Origin of the sequence: [Clostridium] scindens ATCC 35704, assembly GCF_004295125.1 — a bacterium.
GTDB lineage: Bacteria > Bacillota > Clostridia > Lachnospirales > Lachnospiraceae > Clostridium_AP > Clostridium_AP scindens.
Map to the genome: position 1 here is coordinate 671,573 of NZ_CP036170.1, position 18,410 is coordinate 689,982.

General features: G+C 49.8%; 19 protein-coding genes. 3 read left to right on the forward strand and 16 right to left on the reverse strand.

Features of this window, described 5'->3' with window-relative positions; translation table 11 throughout:
- The first annotated feature begins 7 nt into the window (after positions 1–7).
- Entirely contained in the window at positions 8–682 is a 675-nt protein-coding gene (locus HDCHBGLK_RS03480; RefSeq protein ID WP_233440732.1) for a zinc-dependent alcohol dehydrogenase, read from the forward strand.
- A 56-nt stretch (positions 683–738) separates the two neighbouring features.
- On the opposite strand, the gene HDCHBGLK_RS03485 is transcribed toward HDCHBGLK_RS03480, so the two are convergent.
- The 4 genes from HDCHBGLK_RS03485 to HDCHBGLK_RS03500 form a co-directional block, all read right to left on the reverse strand.
- Complete coding sequence (locus HDCHBGLK_RS03485; protein WP_004607476.1) at positions 739–1,635, reverse strand: tocopherol cyclase family protein; 897 nt, start codon at positions 1,633–1,635, stop codon at positions 739–741.
- Positions 1,632–3,005: an FAD-dependent oxidoreductase gene (locus HDCHBGLK_RS03490; protein WP_004607475.1), complete on the reverse strand. Its 1,374-nt coding sequence runs from the start codon at positions 3,003–3,005 to the stop codon at positions 1,632–1,634. The genes HDCHBGLK_RS03485 and HDCHBGLK_RS03490 overlap by 4 nt, the downstream gene beginning before the upstream one ends.
- A 259-nt stretch (positions 3,006–3,264) precedes the next feature.
- Positions 3,265–3,492 (reverse strand): hypothetical protein, encoded by a 228-nt coding sequence (locus tag HDCHBGLK_RS03495; protein ID WP_004607474.1) that lies wholly within the window; start codon positions 3,490–3,492, stop codon positions 3,265–3,267.
- Positions 3,468–4,457 carry an NAD-dependent epimerase/dehydratase family protein gene (locus tag HDCHBGLK_RS03500; protein WP_039909785.1) on the reverse strand — a complete coding sequence of 330 codons (990 nt, stop codon included), beginning with the start codon at positions 4,455–4,457 and terminating at the stop codon, positions 3,468–3,470. Before HDCHBGLK_RS03500 ends, HDCHBGLK_RS03495 begins: the two co-directional genes overlap by 25 nt.
- A gap of 119 nt (positions 4,458–4,576) precedes the next feature.
- Here HDCHBGLK_RS03500 and HDCHBGLK_RS03505 point away from each other — a divergent pair, with 119 nt between their 5' ends.
- Positions 4,577–4,762, forward strand: a complete 186-nt coding sequence (locus tag HDCHBGLK_RS03505; protein ID WP_004607472.1) for a TetR/AcrR family transcriptional regulator — start codon at positions 4,577–4,579, stop codon at positions 4,760–4,762.
- A 4-nt stretch (positions 4,763–4,766) separates the two neighbouring features.
- Here the strand turns inward: HDCHBGLK_RS03505 and HDCHBGLK_RS19115 are convergent, their stop codons facing one another.
- Complete coding sequence (locus tag HDCHBGLK_RS19115; RefSeq protein WP_004607471.1) at positions 4,767–6,794, reverse strand: TOTE conflict system archaeo-eukaryotic primase domain-containing protein; 2,028 nt, start codon at positions 6,792–6,794, stop codon at positions 4,767–4,769.
- Between the two features lie 153 nt (positions 6,795–6,947).
- Entirely contained in the window at positions 6,948–7,388 is a 441-nt protein-coding gene (gene rpiB, locus HDCHBGLK_RS03515) for a ribose 5-phosphate isomerase B (RefSeq protein WP_004607470.1), read from the reverse strand.
- Positions 7,389–7,484: 96 nt separating this feature from the next.
- Here rpiB and HDCHBGLK_RS03520 point away from each other — a divergent pair, with 96 nt between their 5' ends.
- Positions 7,485–8,267: a Cof-type HAD-IIB family hydrolase gene (locus tag HDCHBGLK_RS03520; RefSeq protein WP_004607469.1), complete on the forward strand. Its 783-nt coding sequence runs from the start codon at positions 7,485–7,487 to the stop codon at positions 8,265–8,267.
- Positions 8,268–8,357: 90 nt separating this feature from the next.
- Here the strand turns inward: HDCHBGLK_RS03520 and HDCHBGLK_RS03525 are convergent, their stop codons facing one another.
- The 10 genes from HDCHBGLK_RS03525 to HDCHBGLK_RS03570 all read right to left on the reverse strand — a co-directional run bounded on the left by HDCHBGLK_RS03525 (position 8,358) and on the right by HDCHBGLK_RS03570 (position 18,396).
- Positions 8,358–9,317, reverse strand: coding sequence for a phosphoglycerate dehydrogenase (locus HDCHBGLK_RS03525; protein ID WP_004607468.1), 960 nt, complete (start codon positions 9,315–9,317; stop codon positions 8,358–8,360).
- 15 nt (positions 9,318–9,332) lie between these two features.
- A complete protein-coding gene (gene gndA / locus HDCHBGLK_RS03530) occupies positions 9,333–10,727 on the reverse strand; it encodes an NADP-dependent phosphogluconate dehydrogenase (protein ID WP_004607467.1) in 1,395 nt (464 codons plus the stop codon).
- Positions 10,728–10,740: 13 nt separating this feature from the next.
- Positions 10,741–11,508 (reverse strand): SDR family oxidoreductase, encoded by a 768-nt coding sequence (locus tag HDCHBGLK_RS03535; protein WP_004607466.1) that lies wholly within the window; start codon positions 11,506–11,508, stop codon positions 10,741–10,743.
- Positions 11,509–11,530: 22 nt separating this feature from the next.
- Entirely contained in the window at positions 11,531–12,154 is a 624-nt protein-coding gene (locus tag HDCHBGLK_RS03540) for a bifunctional 4-hydroxy-2-oxoglutarate aldolase/2-dehydro-3-deoxy-phosphogluconate aldolase (protein WP_039909784.1), read from the reverse strand.
- Positions 12,155–12,190: 36 nt separating this feature from the next.
- Positions 12,191–13,471 (reverse strand): TRAP transporter large permease, encoded by a 1,281-nt coding sequence (locus HDCHBGLK_RS03545; protein WP_004607464.1) that lies wholly within the window; start codon positions 13,469–13,471, stop codon positions 12,191–12,193.
- A gap of 2 nt (positions 13,472–13,473) precedes the next feature.
- Positions 13,474–13,962: a TRAP transporter small permease gene (locus HDCHBGLK_RS03550; RefSeq protein WP_004607463.1), complete on the reverse strand. Its 489-nt coding sequence runs from the start codon at positions 13,960–13,962 to the stop codon at positions 13,474–13,476.
- Positions 13,959–14,999, reverse strand: a complete 1,041-nt coding sequence (locus tag HDCHBGLK_RS03555) for a DctP family TRAP transporter solute-binding subunit (RefSeq protein ID WP_004607462.1) — start codon at positions 14,997–14,999, stop codon at positions 13,959–13,961. Before HDCHBGLK_RS03555 ends, HDCHBGLK_RS03550 begins: the two co-directional genes overlap by 4 nt.
- 10 nt (positions 15,000–15,009) lie before the next feature.
- Entirely contained in the window at positions 15,010–16,431 is a 1,422-nt protein-coding gene (locus tag HDCHBGLK_RS03560; protein ID WP_004607461.1) for a gluconokinase, read from the reverse strand.
- A 23-nt stretch (positions 16,432–16,454) separates the two neighbouring features.
- On the reverse strand, positions 16,455–17,471 hold the full coding sequence (locus HDCHBGLK_RS03565; RefSeq protein ID WP_004607460.1) for a zinc-dependent alcohol dehydrogenase: 1,017 nt from the start codon (positions 17,469–17,471) through the stop codon (positions 16,455–16,457).
- A 217-nt stretch (positions 17,472–17,688) separates the two neighbouring features.
- On the reverse strand, positions 17,689–18,396 hold the full coding sequence (locus tag HDCHBGLK_RS03570) for a GntR family transcriptional regulator (protein ID WP_009249748.1): 708 nt from the start codon (positions 18,394–18,396) through the stop codon (positions 17,689–17,691).
- Positions 18,397–18,410 lie beyond the last annotated feature (14 nt).

An 18,410-nucleotide genomic window follows, 5' to 3' on the forward strand; every position in this document is an offset into this window, starting at 1 on the left:
GCACTCCTTGCGGAATTTTGTAGTAGATGCCAATAAGGCGCTGGTACTTCCAGAAGAGATGTCCTGGGATCACGGCGCGATGATCGAGCCGCTGGCTGTCGCTGTCCACGCCGTACGCCGATATGCTGCTGACATGACAGGCAAAAAGGCTGTCGTGCTTGGCGGAGGACCGATCGGCAACCTTGTTGCACAGACCGCAAAAGCGTTGGGCGCAGAGGTCGTGCTTCTCTCGGAGCTCAGCGCCTATAGGCTTGATACCGCTAAAAAGTGTGGGATTGCCACGGTCAATCCATCCGAGAAAGATCTGCTTGAAGCCATCACCGAAGCCTGCGGGGAAGACCGGGCGGATGTCATCTTCGAATGTATTGGAATCAATCCAACCATGAAACAGGCGATCGCATATGCAAGAAAGGGAAGCCATATCGTAGTCGTAGGCGTATTCGCAGATCTGGCCACCGTAGATATGGCCGCCGTCCAGGATCATGAACTGACGCTTCTTGGAAGCGCAATGTACCGGGAAGAAGACTACATCAAGGCAATCGAACTGGTTGCCGCCGGAAAGATCGAATTCGAGACCTTGATCACCCACCGTTTTGGATTCCGGGAGTTCAAGAAAGGGTATGATACCATTGACCTGGAAAAGGACAAGGCTATGAAGGTCATGATCAACATGGAAGCATAATTCTAAGAATGCCGCGCGACAGGCTATGGAGCCTGCCACGCGGCATCTTTCGCCTATCACTTGGCATCTTTTACATATTCAAAGGATGCATGGTTATCTACGATATCAAATACCTGGTTTCCCTTCTCCCAAAGCTGGTATCTGATCCTGCATACAGGGCTTTCTCTTATGATCCTCGTCATGCTGCCCTGCCGCGGCGCGCTCAGCCCGTAAGACCGCTCTCCTAGCTTGGTCACCTTTAAGCAAAGTTTTCCTTGTCTTACCACCGCTTCGCTGGCGCTAAGCCTTCTTACTTTCGCCCCCAGATAGGTGGCAATCCGTAAGGTCCGCCCCGGAATCTCTATCTGGCAGATACATCCCCGGAAGCTCCACCTTCCAATCGGTACGTCTGCCACAGAAAGCATCAGGCTCCCTCTCTTCTTCTCCGTAAATATACATTGTGTCCAGAGATACTCCTTCGGGAAAGAACTTCCCCAGTCCGTCTCTATATACCCCAGCCCCTCGTTCAGATCCACTTCCCTTCCATTTACCATCAGCCCTCCTCTGGTTCTGTGCATCATGCTCAGAACGCCGTGATTGCATTCAAGAAATGGAACTCTTTTAAACGGCCCCATAATATCCTTTTTTAGCCTGGCAAACGGGCCATAAGAGATATTTCCATAGATGGATACGTCTTTGTTCTTCAGATTGACCCAGGTGCCTTTTTCCGTAAACAGGTTCTCCCCGATCATCACCCGGAAGCGTCTTCTCTCAATCGTGCACTGGGAGGCGGGATAGAAAAAGCACCAAGAGCCCTCTTCTGTTATCATTTGTATAGATGCCGTCCATTTTCCCTGCTCATCCGCGTGGATCGCGGGGATAAAGGCAATCATCCTGCCCTCTGCCTGGTGCTTCAGGTACCATCCTTCAAAATATGGATATTTTTTCTTTTTTCCATGGTAATATCTTGTCACCGTCTATCGCCTCCTTTACAGATTCCTTTTTGTGCAGGGCCAACCAGCAGATTTCCACGGGCGTCAAACCTTGAGCCATGGCAAGGGCAGTCATACGTCCCTTCTTCCGGATTCCAGGACAATTGGCATCCCATATGGGAGCAGCGGGTTGTCCTGATGTTTTCTTTTGCGTCTTCTGAAAGTTTTGACGTACCAGCAAGATTGGCCACCGCGTGGGCGCCTTCCAGGGCCATGTTTCCCATTCCCTTAAGGCCAGGCATTCTCAGGGGAGAGAAGACCTCTTCATAGGGGCTGATTCTTCCGCATATCTGCTCGGAAAGAACCATAGCAGCCACCATGGAGGAGGTCATTCCCCATTTCTTAAATCCAGTAGCCACGTACCAGTTTTTCCTGCCGCCGCTGTATCTCCCGATATATGGAATATCGTCCAGGGGCATGCAGTCTTGTGCTGACCATCGGTAGGCTTCTTTGCCTCCCGGCCAGTACTCGCCCGCCCTTTTTATAAGCTGCTCATACTGCCCGCCATTCGGATTCTCTCCGGTTCTGTGTCCTTCCCCGCCCACAAGCAGCAGGCCTCCTGCGCTTCGAACTGACAGGCTTCCCGGATCGATACCAAGATACACTCCTTCTGTCAAAGGCGCGTTCTCAAGGGCGATCACATAACTGCGTTCCTGATGCATCCGCATAAAATAATGTCCCGGGATAATCGGGAACGGATAGTGGCATGCAAACACGATATTGGAGGCCTTTACATTTCCGCGGTCTGTCTGCACCCCGTCAGGAGTAGCCTTTCGCACCTTCGTATGTTCAAATATAACCACATCCTCTGAGACGGCCTTTAAAAACTTAAGCGGATGGAACTTCCCCTGCCCGTCAAACCGGAGGGCTCCCTGAATCGGAAAAGGCAATTCTGTCTTTTCCGTCCATCTTGCCGCAATCCCAAGTCTTACAGCCGCCATGAATTCATTATGGAGCCTTTGCCCCTGTTCCTGTGTATACAGATACGAAGAGCAGTCCTCCCAGTCGCACTCGATATTCATCTTACGAATGACTGCTTTGTATTCCTCGATCGCTTTTTCATTTGCCTGCGCATATTGGCGAGCCTGCTTCTCTCCCTTGGTCCTGATCAGGTCCGCATAGATCAGATCATGCTGGGATGTAACTTTGGCCGTCGTGTTTCTGGTCTGTCCGCTTCCAATACGCCCAGCCTCCAGAACGATGCATTCCTTCCCTTTCTGCTTCAGGAAATATGCAGTCAGGATTCCCGCCATTCCTCCGCCAATGATCACCGTATCAATATTCATATCTCCCGGAAGGCAATGCCGTTCCCTGATCGCTGCCGTATCCTTCCAGTAGGACTTATTTGTCATAGTCTTCACCTCTCAGATAGGATGCGCAGCAGCTGGTAAATATATGCAGCCAAATAATATTTGATAGCAAAAGGGATGGCTTTGCCAATATCCTCGATCAGGAGGCATGTTCATGAAAAATCGCATTTTATTAAAAACACGGTAGTCCAATGGCATAAGGTCGTAGCGAGGGATACCTCGGGAGTTGAGCCGGCAATTCATCCTCACGGATTATGAATGGGCAAAGTAGAAAGCCAGAAAATGAGTATCCGCGAACTGCTTATTCAAGAATGTCCAGCGCCTTTTGATATTCCCGGGGCAACAGTACGCCCAAATTTGTACTTATTTTTCTGCACCTTGCTTTTAATTGCGAATCATCCCATGTCTCATCCATAGTCATCTTTAAGAACTCGTCTGCCTGAAAGGGAGGATAGATCGCCTTGATGGCTATTGCAATTGCATTAAGCGACTCATAATGATACTTTAGCCTCGGTTTTTCTTCTGCCAACGCACGGTATCTTTCAGCGTCTCGTACAGATCCCGGGGCTGGTATCCCAGATCCCTGACGGCCTTATCATGAGAAAATTTATCATTGCTTTTTAACGCATAGAGGGAGTAGTCTGTATAAAGCGGGCGTTCCTTCCTGCGCCTTGCGTGCCATTGCATCAGAGGGGCTGCAAGATGCGCCATCCAGAACGGGATGACCGGGATTCTTCTGCCTCCCGCAATTCTTCGCACCATCTTCAATACCTCCTGGATTTCATAATGGCGGTTTGATAGGATGTAGCATTCGCCGCTCTTCCCTTTTTCCGCGGCCATAAGGCAGCCATAAGCCACATCCCGGACATCGACTAGATCATATCCTCCCTTTACGCATACTGGAATCCTGCCGCTAAGATAATCGTTCACCAGCTGGACCAGATGGTTGCCCGAACGATCGTAAGGGCCAATAATCCCGGAAGGATGGACGATTACCGCATCCAGCCCGCCTTGTACCGCAGACAGCACTGCCTGCGTGGCTTCTGCCTTTGTTCTGGCGTATCCTCCCACTACTTTCTCTGGAGAAAATTCTTTGATCTCTTTTAGAACTGACATGCTGTCTGTATCCGGAATCGCATGGACGGAACTTACGTATACCAGCCGCCGTACGCCAAATTCCCGACACAGCGCAATTACGTTCTTGGTTCCATTTACATTCACCTCATAAAGAAGCGGCGAGACTTTTTCAGAAATGTCCACAATTCCCGCCGTATGGAAGACATATACTTCTTTCCCTTCCAGATCTTCAAATAGCGGCCGCAGAGACTCTATGTCGCGGACATCGCCTTCGACGTACCGGACCCGGCCATCGTTCTCTATCTCTTCTCCCGGCAAGATCAGGCCGCGGATATCTGCCTCCTGCTTTCTAAGCAGCCGGATCAAAGTATTTCCCAGATGTCCATTGGCCCCGGTAACAATATAGATTTTCTTCATATCAAACACTTCTTTCACTTTTTGAACACAGTATTGTTTATCCTCTATATCTGTATTATAATATTCCTAACAGTTGACTTCAATCGACAGTTTATATAGGGTTTGGATGACTTACCAAGATGCTGATCCGCCGGGAATTCTTGGAACTGCTGCGCACGAAGCCCATGCAGAGCATCTCCATCAAGGAACTATGCACCGCCGCGGGCATCAATAGGGGAACCTTCTATTCCCACTATACGGATATCTATACTTCATTTTCCATGCTTCGCACCCTTTCCTGTAGAACAATTTACCACTACGGGTAGGATGTTACCATAGATTTCTTCTATGTATCTTTCTTGGTGCCACCGCTCTTGTAAATCTCGGAAACACGAGATGCTCTATTCCCTGTGCTTCTGCTTTAGCCTTTGCCGTATAGCGATACCGAATCGGACCAAGCAGCATATAAGTAATCTTTTCCAGCCCGTCTCCGCGCATCGGCGTGGCAGTCACGCCATACACATAACGAGCATTTACCTGATTCAGGATATTCGCCATCGTATTAGAAGCCGCATGGTGACATTCATCCACCAGCACCATCCCATAATCATTCAACTTCTCATGGAACTCGCCTTTTTTGCAAAGCGATCCCACCATGGCAATATCAATAATTCCCGTCATGGAATCATGCGCTCCCTGGAGCTTTCCTATAATACTTTTTCTTCTTCTGATTCTTCCTGTTTTTGTCTGATACTCCGGCGTCTCTTCCTCTATTTTCAGGAAACTATTCAGTGCCTCTTCCCATTGTTCAATCAGTGACGAAGATTCCAACAGAATGAGTGTGTTTACTTTTCTCTCCGCGATCATAGCGCTGCACACAACCGTTTTTCCAAATGCTGTAGCGGCGTTTAGTATTCCGGTATCGTACCGCAGCATTTCTTCCAACGCCGGTTCCTGTTCCGGCCGGAGCCGCCCGGTAAATTCTGCTTTTATCCTTCTTCCCGGCTGCCTTTCGTCCGTAATCTCATACGTAATCCCGGCTTTCCTACACTGCTCGGTCAATTCGTCATACAATCCTCTCGGTATTTCTATATAACCGCTCAGATGTTCTTTCCCCATATAAATCCATCTTGCATTATCATAGTTTGAAAGCCCCATCGCCATATTTTTATAAAAAACCGGATTACTCACAGCGGCCATTCTCCGTATCTGATTCTGAACTGCCGGTTGTATATTCATCGTATCCACATAAATGCCGTCCGAAAGCGTAAGGCTTAGTTTCCCATCTACACCTGATTTCAAAAGCCTTGCTCTATTTTTCCATGGTTTTTCCCGTGTTTCTGCATCCTTCCCGCTGCTTTCAACATAAAAAATACTGGTTGAAGTCCACTCTTGAATTTTTGTCTCCATAAACTCAGCGGAAATCCCGGGCTTGCTCCACAGCACATTCCACTGATCCGGGTATGCATTCCAATCCTTATCCACAAAAGCGCTGTTTCCTGACAGCAATGCCCTCCCCTGAAGGGGCAATGCAATCAAATTTCCCAGACCGCCTCCCGGCAGGCTGTCCTGCGCCGGGAGCATACGGTCATAATATTGAAACGATTTCAGGTTTACTGTTTCCGCTCCTCTTTCTAATAAAGCATTCCCGAATTTTCTGGCTGTCGATGCGGAAACTGCTTTGTCGAAAAAAATCCATACATGGGCGCCTCTTCCCGAACGCGAACGTTCCACAAGAGGATCGATTCCGTTCAGTTCGCAGATTAGACGCATTGCTTCTACTTCTTCCATCCACGTCTCACCGTTATTCGCAAAATCATTTTTTTCTGCATCCTTCTCATGGTTATCAAAATCAAACGCCAAAAAACGACAGTTTCCGTTCGGAAGCAGTGGGTAAATGCCTATCACATCATTTCCGTAAGGATCTTTTCCTGCCAGATGGCTTTTAATCTGAGCGATCTTTAATTTTGTCCAGTCTCTGTCCGGACAGTCCGTACACCGTATCTTCTTTCCATACTTTCTTGGGCAGCATTCCTTCCAGAAATGATTACACTGCGGAAAATAGCCGACTTCTCCTGTGGATTTCTTTACGGTACGCTTACTGTACACATCCTGTCGTCCCCAGAACCTTCCGTAAAATTTATTCGCCATCTCATCCGTAATACAGGACGGATGAATAATTCTGCCGCCCTGATTTTCTTCCCACAGTCCTGTTTTCTCCTGATATTGATATTTTTTTAGTTCATTTATATAAGAAATTCCCGACCGCTCCAAAATTCCCTTTAATATCTGGTTTTCCAACTGAAGCTCATTCATACGCTTCTGCAATAAAGTAATATTCTCTAATGCGTCTCGCATAAATTTCACCTCCTCGCAGATAATTTATCACTGTGTTTTACCATAGAATACCATAAATCTGAGGCAAATGCACCCTTATTGTTTTTTGAGCTAAGGCACAAAAAAAGCAGCCTATTCCCATGGAATAAGCCACTTCACCTACATACAAAGCAATTACTTATCTTCAATCTCCATAATCATGTCTACCCTCGTCTGATGGCGTCCGCCCTCAAACTCTGCATCCAGCCATGCCTTCACAATATCCTTCGCCAGTTCCATCCCTACGATGCGGGCTCCAAACGCCAGGATATTCGTATTATTGTGCTGTCTGGAGAGCCTTGCCGTTGCCGGCTCGGAACATACAGCCGCACGGATGCCCTTCACCTTGTTGGCCGCCAGAGAGATCCCCACTCCGGTTCCGCAGATCAGGATGCCCAGATCTACTTCCTTCGACGCCACTGCCCTGGCAACCGCCTCACCGTATTCCGGATAGTTGCAGCTTTCCTTCTTATCCGTACCGTAATTTACAACTTCATAGCCCAGTTCCTTCAGATAATCTGCTATCTCAAACTTCATGTCCACCGCGGCATGGTCATTACCGATTCCTATCTTCATTGCTGTACCCTCTCTTCCATTTGTTATCTTTTTATATTATAATGTGAAAGTGTTAAATTAGCAACACGCCAACATCTAATTTGAAGGAGAATCTATATGATCAAATTAATCGCAAGCGATCTGGACGGTACCCTGCTTAAGAACGGGGCCCAGGAACTTCCCCCGGAAGTCTGCGGTCTGATTCTAAAGTTAAAGGAAAAGGGCATCCATTTTGCCGCCGCGAGCGGAAGGCAGCTTCACAGCATTAAGAATCTCTTTGCTCCCGTCAGGGATCAGATCTCTTATATCACCGAGAATGGGTCCTTATGCATATCCGAAGACGGAACCGTCCTTTCAAAAGGATTGATCCAAAGAGAACTGGGACTTGAGATTTTCCAGGCTGCGAAAGAATATGGCGACTGCCATTGTCTCCTGTCCTGCGAGTCCAAATGCTACACGGATTCTGCCGACAAGGCATTTCTTGATTATCTTATCAATGATATGCACAACGATATGGGAATCGTCGATGATCTAAGCAGTATAACGGAGCCCTTTTTGAAGGTTGCCGTCTGTGACTTCGAGGGCACCAAGAATCTTATGCCTTACTTCAAGGAACGGTTTGACGGAGAGATCAAGGTGGTCACTTCCGGCAATCTTTGGGTAGACTTTATCGCTCCTAACGCCAACAAAGGCACTGCCTTAAAAGATCTGGCAGAGTACATGCATATCAAGCCGGAGGAAATCATTGCTTTCGGCGATCAGTATAACGACACCGAGATGCTTCAGTTTGCAGGCATCAGTTATGCTATGTCCGGGGGCGCGCCGGGCATCTCCTACTACTCTACCTATGTGACGGACTCTGTGGAAGAGGTACTGGTTGATCTGGCTGCCTCGGTATAAATGGCTACCGGGCCACCGCTTCTCTTTTGGAGGCAGTTCCCGGAACTTGTTATGAGGCTCTTCCTGATACCAGTAGGGCTCCTCTTAAAATTATGGATTCACTTTATATTTACAGTCTCCTGTTGTCAGCACGTCAACCACGTTCTGCGCTGCCATCAGGCTCATCTTGCTGCTAGCTTCTTTCGTTGCCGCTCCTGCGTGGGGCGTAAGAATGCAGTTAGGAAGCGTCATAAGGGGACTGTCATATGGCGGCTCATCTACCGTCGCATCCAGTCCCGCTCCCCGGATGCTGCCGGACTTCAGCGCTTCGTACAATGCCTCTTCATTGATGATCCCGCCCCGGGCCGTATTGACGATCACCGCGTCATTCTTCATCATGTCAAATTCCCTGGCGCCGATCATATCTTTTGTCTCCGGCGTCAGTGGAGAATGGATGGTTATGAAATCGGATTCCCTAAGCAAGGTAGAAAGATCCACGTACTTGGCATTGCATTCTTTCTTAAATGCTTCATTCTCGTAGATATCATAACAGAGAATCTTCATATCGAATCCCTTGCACCTTCTGGCCACCCCTTGGCCAATCCTTCCGGTTCCGATCACGCCCAAGGTCTTCTGCCACATCTCGACTCCCTGGGGGCGCGCCTGGGCCCTGCCCTTCATAGCCGCGTCCATAGCCGCCACATTGCGGGCCGCGTCCAGCATCAAAGTCACCGCCAGGTCTGCCACAGAGTCTCCGTTGGCTCCCGGTGTAATGGTAACCAGGATCCCTTTCCTGTCTGCCGCCTCTACATCTACCTTGTCATATCCTACCCCGTAACGGGAGATGACCTTCAGTTTCCCGGCCAAGTCGATCAATTCCTTGGAATACTCATCCAGTCCCGCGATCACCGCATCTGCCGCCGCGATTTCTTCTTTTATCTGCTCGTCAAATGTGGCAACTCCTGCCACAAGCCTCACGACATCGCAGTCATGTTCCTCTAAAAGCCTCAACGCCTGATCGTCCGCCTTTGCGAACGACCTTGCTGTTACAATTACTTTATACTTGCCCATATTCTTCCTCCGCTATTACTTGCCTATTGTCTGCCAATCTGTATGGAAGTGCCCTTCCTTATCCTTCCGCATATACGTGTGGGCGCCGAAACAGTCCCGCAGCGCCTGGACGAATCTGACGGGCATATCCTTCCTACGGTAATAATCATAATAATGAAGCGCGGCCGCAAGCCCTGTCGGAGCCAATCCTGCGGCTTCCGCCTTCACCACTACATTTCGAAGCGATGGCTCCAGCTTCCGCAGGCTTTCAAATGCCTCAGATAAGATCAGAGGCGCGGCCGTTTCCTTTGCCGCTTCTTTGATATCTCCCAGCAGGCTGCTTCGGATGATGCACCCTGCCTTCCAAAGATCCGCGAGGGCGGCCAGATCGATTTCCCAGCCATTGTCATCGGATGCCTTGCGGATCAATTCCATCCCCTGGCTATATGACAGCGCTATGGCGAGAAGAAGCGCGTCTCCTAACGTCTCTTCTGCTTGATTAAGTTCCATCTTCCTGGCTGACGCATTCAGGATAGCCGCGCCGGCAAGGCGCTCTTCCTTCTTTGCCGAAAAACTGCGCGCAAGGACGGACTCATAGATGCCCGGCGTATATACGCCTCTTTCTATGGCCTCGCAAAGCGTCCACTTCCCGGTGCCTTTCTGTTCCGCTACATCCAGGATCCTGTCAATTAGCGGCACGCCGTCCTCTTCGTATTGTTCCATCACCTGAACGCTGATGTCGATCAGGTAAGACTCTAGCCGCGTCCGCTGCCAGCCTTTGAATACTGCAAGGACATCTTCGTGGGTCATGGAAAGCCCGCTTCGCATAAGCATGTAGGCCTCCGCAATCAGTTCCAGGATGGAGTACTCGATTCCGTTATGTACCATCTTCACATAATGGCCGCTTCCCCCCTGGCCGACATAGGCGCAGCAAGGCTTTCTATCGGCCTTTGCCGCGATTGCCGTCAGAATCTTCTCTCCTGACCGGTAGCCTTCATAACTTCCACCGGGCATAATGCTGGGGCCGTACAATGCGCCAAGCCTTCCTCCTGATATGCCGCATCCCACATAGCGAATCCCCTTCTCTTCCAAGGCGTGGCACCGTATGTCCGTGTCCTTATAATAGGAATTGCCTCCATCAAAGATCACATCCCCAGGCTCAAGCGCCGGAACCAGCGAAGAGAGCACGGCATCCACCGGGCCTCCGGCGGTGATCATCAGAAATATCTTTCTTGGCCGGGCAAGGGACTGAATCAGTTCCTCCTCCGTGTCGCATACCTTGCATGTTTCCACATAACCGTCCGTCTCGAACCTCTTGCGCTCTTCTTGGGACACGCTGTATACCGCGGTTTTGAATCCATGAACCAACATATTTTTCGCTATGCCAGCCCCCATGACGCCCAGCCCATATACGCCTATCTCACACTGCATTATCCTCTTCTCCTTATCTGACCAGGTATCCGCCGTCTACAGGAATGATGGCGCCATTCAAATAATCGGATGCCTCAGAAGCCAGGAATACGCATGGTCCTTTCATATCATCCCCGGTTCCCCATTTCTTAGCGGGAATTCGCTCTGTAATCGCTTGGTATCTTGGGTTGGCAGGATCCATCAGCGCCGTATTCATCTCGGTCGCCATATATCCCGGCGCCAGGGCATTGACGTTGATCCCTTTTTCCGCCCACTCGTTGCAGAATGCTTTCGTCAGCTGAGCCACAGCGCCCTTGGAAGCCGCATAGGCAGGCACTGTATAGCCGCCGAAGAAGGACAGCATGGACGCGATATTGATGATCTTTCCCTTGCTGTTCTGTGCCATGAACTGCTTAGCTGCCAGCTGGCACATGTAGAATACTGCGTTCAGGTTCACGTTCATTACAAAGTCCCAGTCCTCCTTGGGGAATTCCTCGCTCTTGTGCCTGCGCTGCACGCCCGCTCCGTTTACCAGGATATCCAGGCGGCCTCCCAGCATTTCTACAGCCTGACTGAATTTTACCTTCCTGTCCTCTTCCTCTGTGAGATTGGCAATCACCGCGTGGCAGGCATAGCCCTGGGCGCATTTCTCCTTTGCGACTTCTTCCGCCTTCGGATTGACGTCGATGATGCAGACCTTAGCTCCTGCCTCCATCAGCCCTTCTGCCATGCCAAGGCTTAAGCCCTGGGCCGCCCCTGTAACGATTGCCTTCTTGCCTGTCAGATCCGTATAATTCTTCATAATTGTTCTTCCTCTTTTCTGCTTATTTTACAAGTTTTACTGCCTCTTCGGTTAATTCCCTGATCTTGTCAAATTCCCCGGCATTGATGTAGGCGTCTTTTACCATCCAGCTGCCTCCGCATGCCACAATCTTGTCAAATCCAAGATACTCCTTAATATTGTCCGCATTGATTCCTCCGGTAGGCATAAAGCGCATGGACGGGAACGGCGCCGCAAGCGCTTTGATCGTGCCAAGGCCTCCATACCGCTTCGCCGGGAAGAACTTCACCACCGGAAGCTGGTATTCCATGGCCATCATGACTTCCGTCGGGGTGCAGGTACCGGGAAATACCGCAATGCCTTTCTCCAGGGCGTATTCGACCACCGTCCTGCTCATTCCGGGAGAGACTATGAACTGGGCTCCCGCCTCCACTGCGCGCGCAGCCTGGTCAAGATTCGTAACCGTCCCTGCCCCTACCAGCATCTCCGGGAATTCCTTCCTCATAATCCGGATGGATTCCTCGGCGGCGTCCGTCCTGAACGTAACTTCCGCTACCGGTAGCCCTCCGGCACACAGCGCCTCAGCCAGCGGCCTGGCATCCTCTGCCCGGTCCAGCTTCACAACAGGTACGATCTTTAATTCCTCTACTTTTTTCATTACATCCATGTTCATTCTCTCCTTCTTACTCTGTTACTCTATAAGTTACATAAACGCATTCGGTATCAGCATTGATATCGCCGGTATAAACGTGATCAGCATCAGGCAGATCAGCATGACTACCATGAATCTCATAATGCCGCTGGTAACCGTCTCAAGCGGCTCCCGCCCGACTCTGGCCGCCACGAACAGGTTGATTCCCAGAGGCGGCGTGATGAATCCGATCGCAAGGTTCACAACCATGATGACTCCGAAGTGGATCGGGTTCATTCCGATGCTAAGCGCGATCGGAAGCAGGATTGGCGACAGTACCATCATCGCCGGCGTGGTATCCATGAAGCAGCCCACAATCAGAAGCAGCAGGTTGATCAGCAGCAGGATCAGCACATAGTTGGTGGTCAGTCCGCTGATTCCCTTTGTGATCATGTCCGGAATCCGCTGGATGGTCAGAATCTTCGTAAATGCCGTGGCACATCCGATAATTACCATGGTCGTTCCGGTGGTAGAGCAGGATGCGGCGATCGGATCAAAGATATTCTTAATATTCAGTTCCCTATGGATGAATGTGCCGCATATAAACGCGTATACCGCCGCAACTGCCGCTGCCTCCGTGGGCGTGAAGATTCCTGCATAGATTCCTCCCAGGATGATGACCGGATTGATCAGCGCCCATTTGGCATCCCAGACTGCCGCCATTTTCTCCTTGACCGTATAGCGGCGGTCATCTCCCTTCCATCCTTGCTTCTTGCAGTAAAAGTAGCAGCAGATGATCAGGCCGATTCCTATCAGGATGCCCGGCAGGAAGCCTGCCATAAACATGCCGCTGATAGACGTGCTGGTAGACACGCCGTAGATGACCATCGGAATACTGGGCGGTATTACGACGCCAATGCTTCCCGCCGTTGCAATCAGCGCCAGCGTGAAACTCTTGCTGTATCCTTTTTCAAGCATCGTCGGCACTACCATGGAGCCTACCGCGGCTACGGTTGCCGGCCCGGAGCCGGACACCGCCGCAAAGAACATGCATACGATCACGGTTACGATGGCAAGGCCGCCCGTGATCCTTCCAAAGAACACATTGCAGACATTCAATATTCTCTTAGATACTCCTCCGGCGCTCATCAGCTCGCCTGCCAGAATAAACAGAGGAATTGCCATCAGCGGAAATGAATCTGCGCTGGTCACCAACTGCTGCACGATATAGGTGGAACTTAATCTTCCGTCTGCCAGCACCGCTGCCAGGGAAGATACTCCGATGGCAATTCCCACAGGGACATTCACCACCAGCGCAATGATTAACACGATAAAAAGTACTGCACATACCATCCTTACTCACCATCCTTTCCTAATTGCCCGACCCTGTAGAATATGGTCTGTATCTGCCTGATCGCCGCCAGGAAGAATCCTGCCACCGGTGCCGCGTTCACAAACTGAAGCGGCAGTCCAAGCGCGGGCGACGTCTTTCCAAGCTGCGCCTGGAACATGGTCAGCTCCCATCCGGTGATCACGATATACACGGCAAATGCCAGCACGCACAGATCCCCGAATATCACTACATATGGCCGCATCTTTTCCGGAAACAGTTTTAAGGCGGCATCAATTTTGATGTGCTTCATAATCTTGCATCCATAGCTGATCCCAAGATAGATCAGCCAGATAAAGCAGTATCTTGCAAATTCTTCCGACCAGGTCAGAGAATTATGGAAAACATATCGCATTACAACCTGCACGAATATTACAACCGTCATGACTGACATCAATGCCACGCACAGAGAAATCTCCAGGTATTCATCCAGCCAGTGAATTAATTTTTTCATTCTGCGTTCCCCCTATATTCTTCTAATTCTGTCTGCATCTCATCAAAGTACTCTGGATGAGTCATCTTGCTTTTCGCGAAATCAAATATCTCATTTTCTTCTACGATCTTCTGGAAAGCCTGCTTCTCCTCATCCGACAGCGTAATGATCTCGCAGCCGTATTCTTCCATATCCTTTAGCGCTTTCTCCTCGTCTTCCTGAGAGAGCTTGATCTGATACTCGGTGGCTTCTTTCATCGCTTTATCCACCGCCTTTTTCTGCTGGTCTGTCAGGGAATCATATTTCCTTGGGTTCATGACCACGCAGTACGGAGTATATACATGCTGCGTCAGGGAGATATATTTCTGTACTTCGTAGAACCGGTTGCTCTGGATAATACCGATCGGGTTCTCTTCTCCGTCTACGGTTCCCTGCTGCATTGCTGTAAACAGTTCAGAGAAGGCCATGGGCGTCGGATTGGCTCCGATCGCGGACCATGCCTTCAGATGGATGTCATTTTCCATGGTGCGGATCTTCTGCCCTTTTACATCTTCTGGCTTGCTTACGGGAATCTTGTCATTGGTATAATTGCGGAATCCATTCTCCCACATTGCCATTCCGCGCAGTCCTACGTCTTCCACGCCTTCCATGATCTTCTCTCCTGCCTCTCCTCCAAAGCCGATATCATAGACTTCGTCGGAATTCAGGAACAGGTATGGCGTATCAAACAGGTAATAATCCTTATACATTGTAGAAAGCGAACTGGTCGATGACACTGCAATATCAATGTCGCCTACCTGCACTCCTTCCACCGAGGTCTTGTCATCCCCCAACTGGTTATCCTGGAATACATCTACGGTTACCGTTCCGTCGGAATATTCCTCTACCAACTCTTTAAACTTCAGTCCCGCCTCTTTTGCGGAAGAGGATGTAACATTGGACAGGATAAGATTGACCTTTTCTTCCTGCTTGAATTTTCCCCCAACCGCAGTGAACGTCGCGCCCAATACTATTGCAGCCACAACCGCCGCCGAGGCGATGATTTTTTTCTTCTCCATTTTCTTCCTCCTATTCTTGCTCCATGCTTGTATACATCTGCAAATACCTCTCAAACTGCTTCCTATACCGTTCATTCCTTGCCATATCCGGCCTCACGGTAGCCTTTACGCTCGGCTCATAGTCGGAAATATCCTTAAGATCCCCTATGATTTCCCGTGCCAGTATGACCGCGCCCATCAGGGAACTTTGCTTGGATTGATCTATCTCCATCTCTTTTCCAAAGATATCGGCGCACATCTGCGTCCATACCCTGGAATGGAGAATCCCCCCTGATAGTTTTATCTTCTCAGGCTCCCCTGCCACTTCCGTAAGAAGCCTGTAGCAATGATAGAGATTAAATAAGATTCCCTGCTGTACGCCCCTGTACATATCCTTAATGTCATGGCCGGCCTTAAGTCCGGCAAATCCGCCGCCTCTTTTGTCATTCCATCCGGGACATCGCTCCCCAAAGAGGAACGGAAGGAATATGGGCGTATCCAGAATCTTGTCTTCCCCTTGCTCCAGCTGGCTATAGTCCGGCTTGCCAGCCGCCACGTGTTCCACAAACCAGTCAATACAGTTGCAGCACCCTGCCGTTGCGGCCCCGCTAAGCCAGCCCTTAGGCGACAGGTAGCACCAGGTGGATGGCGATTTGGGAATCATCGGCTTGGCGGTACTGTTCCGCATGGCTCCGCTGGTTCCCACGGAGAAGGTCATCACATTTTCCTTAATCGCGCCAACGCCGATCTGGTTCAGGCCTCCGTCAGAATTGGCCACAATCACCGGAATCCCCGGGCGTAGCCCCAGAATCCTCGCTCCTTCTTCGGATAATGGCTGCGTATGATTGCTTTCTGTAAGCCGGGACAGCTGGCTTCTGGCGATTCCCGCCATCTTAAGAATCTCATCATCGTATTCCCTGGTATGTATATTCATAAGCCCTGTCCCGGATATCATGCATCGAGAGGCCACCCGCTCTCCGGTCAGCCGGTAGGTGTTATAGGTTCCCTGCCCCATGATATAGTAGTCTTTCAGATCGTATCCTTGCTCCCTGAGAGAAAGAAGTTTGAAAAATGGATAGGTGGCATTCACCATGCAGCCTGTCTTCTGGTAATAGTCTTCTACAAAACCGGCATCTTCCCTAAGCCGGCCGCAAAGCGGGGCCGCACCGGTATAGGACCAGGGATAGACAGGTGTTGCCGGCCGCATCCTACGGTCGCAGAGCAGGACGCTGTGCCATGTCCCGCTTAATGAAATAATGGAAATCTCCCTGCCCCCGGCCAGCGCTCTTCCAATCTTCGCCATGCAGTCAAACACCTTGTCTGCATCGTGAAGCACTTCCTCATCATACATTTTCCCATATGCTTTTATCTTCTCTTCATACGTTCTGCTCTCCGTGTCGTAGAGCATGGCTTTCGCCGATGTCGTACTTGCCTCCAGGGCTAATATCCGCATAGCATTGTCTTCCTTCCGTCTTTCTATCTGTCCTGGCAGTCCACGATCACCTTGATCGTGCCGCACGCTCCATCCGCGATCATGTCGAATACCTTCTCGCTGTCTTTTAGCGGAACCACATGGGTTACTACCTGTTCCAGCTGTTCTTCCAGAAGCCCGGATAGTTCCACCGCCTCCTTGAATTCTTCTCTGGTGTAGACCCTGGTTCCTACAATATGCTGCTCCTTAAAGTTCACATCCCGAAGCATGACCTCATGAGGCGCCTTATGTACCGATACGATGCAGATATTACCGCTTACCCTTGTAATATCCGTCATCTGCATGGCAGCTGCGGCCGCGCCGCTGCATTCGAACAGGGTATCGCATCCTTCCCCGTCCGTGGCGTCTTTTACGACTTGTTCCAGGTCTTCCTTGACTGGGTTCACCGGAATCAGGCCGAACGCCCTTGCCTGATCCAGTCTTTTTGCAGCCACATCCGAGATAAATACCTTGGAAGCGCCTGCAAACTTCAGCACGATTCCCGTCAGCATGCCGATGGGACCCGCTCCGATCACGACGCAGGTGTCCATCGTCTTGAAGCCGGATTGGTGGATCGCTCTTACGATCACCGCTAAAGGCTCGATGACTGTCGCCGCCTTATCGCTTATCCCGTCTGGAACCTTGTACAGCACGTTCTCATCCACATAGATCCGTTCGCACACGCCGCCGTCCTTATCAATGCCGATCAGTCCCAGGGTATTGCATACATGCTCGTTCCCTGTCCTGCAGGCTCTGCATTGTCCGCAGGATAGCAGCGGAAACGGTACTACCCGGTCGCCTTTCTTGAACTTCTGTCCGTCTTCTGCCACAATCCCCAGAAACTCATGCCCGAAAACCAGCGGCGCCTTGGCTCTGGGATGCGTCCCAAGATAGATTCCAATGTCAGATCCGCATATTCCACAGTACTTTATATCCAGTTTTACCGTGCCTTCCCTCTTCTTCGGTTCTTCCACTTCCTCTAGCACGGCCTTTTTGGCGCCTTCATACACTAATGCTTTCATAATTCCCTCCGTAATCTTTAGATTTTTTTCTTTCTAAAAAAGATTTTTTCTGTATGTAATTATATATTTTATTGCCAATCGCGTCAATCTACCAATTTTCCTATAATTAGACAAGAAAATTTGTGCAATATTACAATAACTCTATCAAACAGCAGCAAAAAAACGGCGGAAAACGCAATTTGCTTCTTGCGTTTTCCGCCGGTTTTGTAATTTGCTATTACAGCATCTTATCAATCTTAATAATCATGCTGATCGCCTTTACCGCATTATTAATATGCTCTTTCAGGCATTCCCTGAGCCGCTCTTCATCCTCGTCAAAGATTGCCTGGATAATCTTCCTGTGTTCTTCTACTCCTGCAAAATCTTTCTCCTTAGACTGTTTCCGGAAAATATAATTGCTGTATATGAAAGGATTCACGCTATGGTATAATTCTACCAGTTTCCTGTTCCCCGAGCATTTCAGGTACAATTCATGGAATTTGGCATCATGGATATAATTCTCCATATATTTTTCTACCGTATTCTCATTCTCATACTTCTTCATGATCTCATAATGCTCATTCACATTATTCTCAAGCGCTTCCCTGAGCGTATTGTTCGTATGTACGGCCTCAATGATCTCCTTGGTATAATAAAGATCCATCATCAGCCTCAGGCTGAATATCTCCTTAGCCTCTTCCTCGTCTATCGACTTTATCTTCATTCCATGGCGGGGGAAATTCTCCACGATCTGCTCGGACAAAAGCCGGTTTAAGGCTATCTTTACCGGCGTCTCGCTGGTCCCATACCTGGCCGCCAGTTCTTTTACATTGATCTTCTGTCCTGGCCTTAACTCATGGGCAATAATATCCCTGCGTATATTTCGGCATATGGTATCAACCATGGTTTCTTTTGTCTCTTGCTCTTTCGACTTCTTCTCGCTCATAACACTCCTCCAGA

Bases quoted from the DNA above. Each gene is read 5' to 3' on its own strand.
- HDCHBGLK_RS03555 (WP_004607462.1), bottom strand. From the start codon at position 14,999: ATGGAGAAGAAAAAAATCATCGCCTCGGCGGCGGTTGTGGCTGCAATA.
- HDCHBGLK_RS03505 (WP_004607472.1), top strand. From the start codon at position 4,577: ATGCTGATCCGCCGGGAATTCTTGGAACTGCTGCGCACGAAGCCCATG.
- HDCHBGLK_RS19115 (WP_004607471.1), bottom strand. From the start codon at position 6,794: ATGCGAGACGCATTAGAGAATATTACTTTATTGCAGAAGCGTATGAAT.
- HDCHBGLK_RS03545 (WP_004607464.1), bottom strand. From the start codon at position 13,471: ATGGTATGTGCAGTACTTTTTATCGTGTTAATCATTGCGCTGGTGGTG.
- HDCHBGLK_RS03490 (WP_004607475.1), bottom strand. From the start codon at position 3,005: ATGACAAATAAGTCCTACTGGAAGGATACGGCAGCGATCAGGGAACGG.
- HDCHBGLK_RS03570 (WP_009249748.1), bottom strand. From the start codon at position 18,396: ATGAGCGAGAAGAAGTCGAAAGAGCAAGAGACAAAAGAAACCATGGTT.
- HDCHBGLK_RS03525 (WP_004607468.1), bottom strand. From the start codon at position 9,317: ATGGGCAAGTATAAAGTAATTGTAACAGCAAGGTCGTTCGCAAAGGCG.
- HDCHBGLK_RS03565 (WP_004607460.1), bottom strand. From the start codon at position 17,471: ATGAAAGCATTAGTGTATGAAGGCGCCAAAAAGGCCGTGCTAGAGGAA.
- HDCHBGLK_RS03500 (WP_039909785.1), bottom strand. From the start codon at position 4,457: ATGAAGAAAATCTATATTGTTACCGGGGCCAATGGACATCTGGGAAAT.
- gndA (WP_004607467.1), bottom strand. From the start codon at position 10,727: ATGCAGTGTGAGATAGGCGTATATGGGCTGGGCGTCATGGGGGCTGGC.
- rpiB (WP_004607470.1), bottom strand. From the start codon at position 7,388: ATGAAGATAGGAATCGGTAATGACCATGCCGCGGTGGACATGAAGTTT.
- HDCHBGLK_RS03550 (WP_004607463.1), bottom strand. From the start codon at position 13,962: ATGAAAAAATTAATTCACTGGCTGGATGAATACCTGGAGATTTCTCTG.
- HDCHBGLK_RS03540 (WP_039909784.1), bottom strand. From the start codon at position 12,154: ATGGATGTAATGAAAAAAGTAGAGGAATTAAAGATCGTACCTGTTGTG.
- HDCHBGLK_RS03535 (WP_004607466.1), bottom strand. From the start codon at position 11,508: ATGAAGAATTATACGGATCTGACAGGCAAGAAGGCAATCGTTACAGGG.
- HDCHBGLK_RS03560 (WP_004607461.1), bottom strand. From the start codon at position 16,431: ATGCGGATATTAGCCCTGGAGGCAAGTACGACATCGGCGAAAGCCATG.
- HDCHBGLK_RS03520 (WP_004607469.1), top strand. From the start codon at position 7,485: ATGATCAAATTAATCGCAAGCGATCTGGACGGTACCCTGCTTAAGAAC.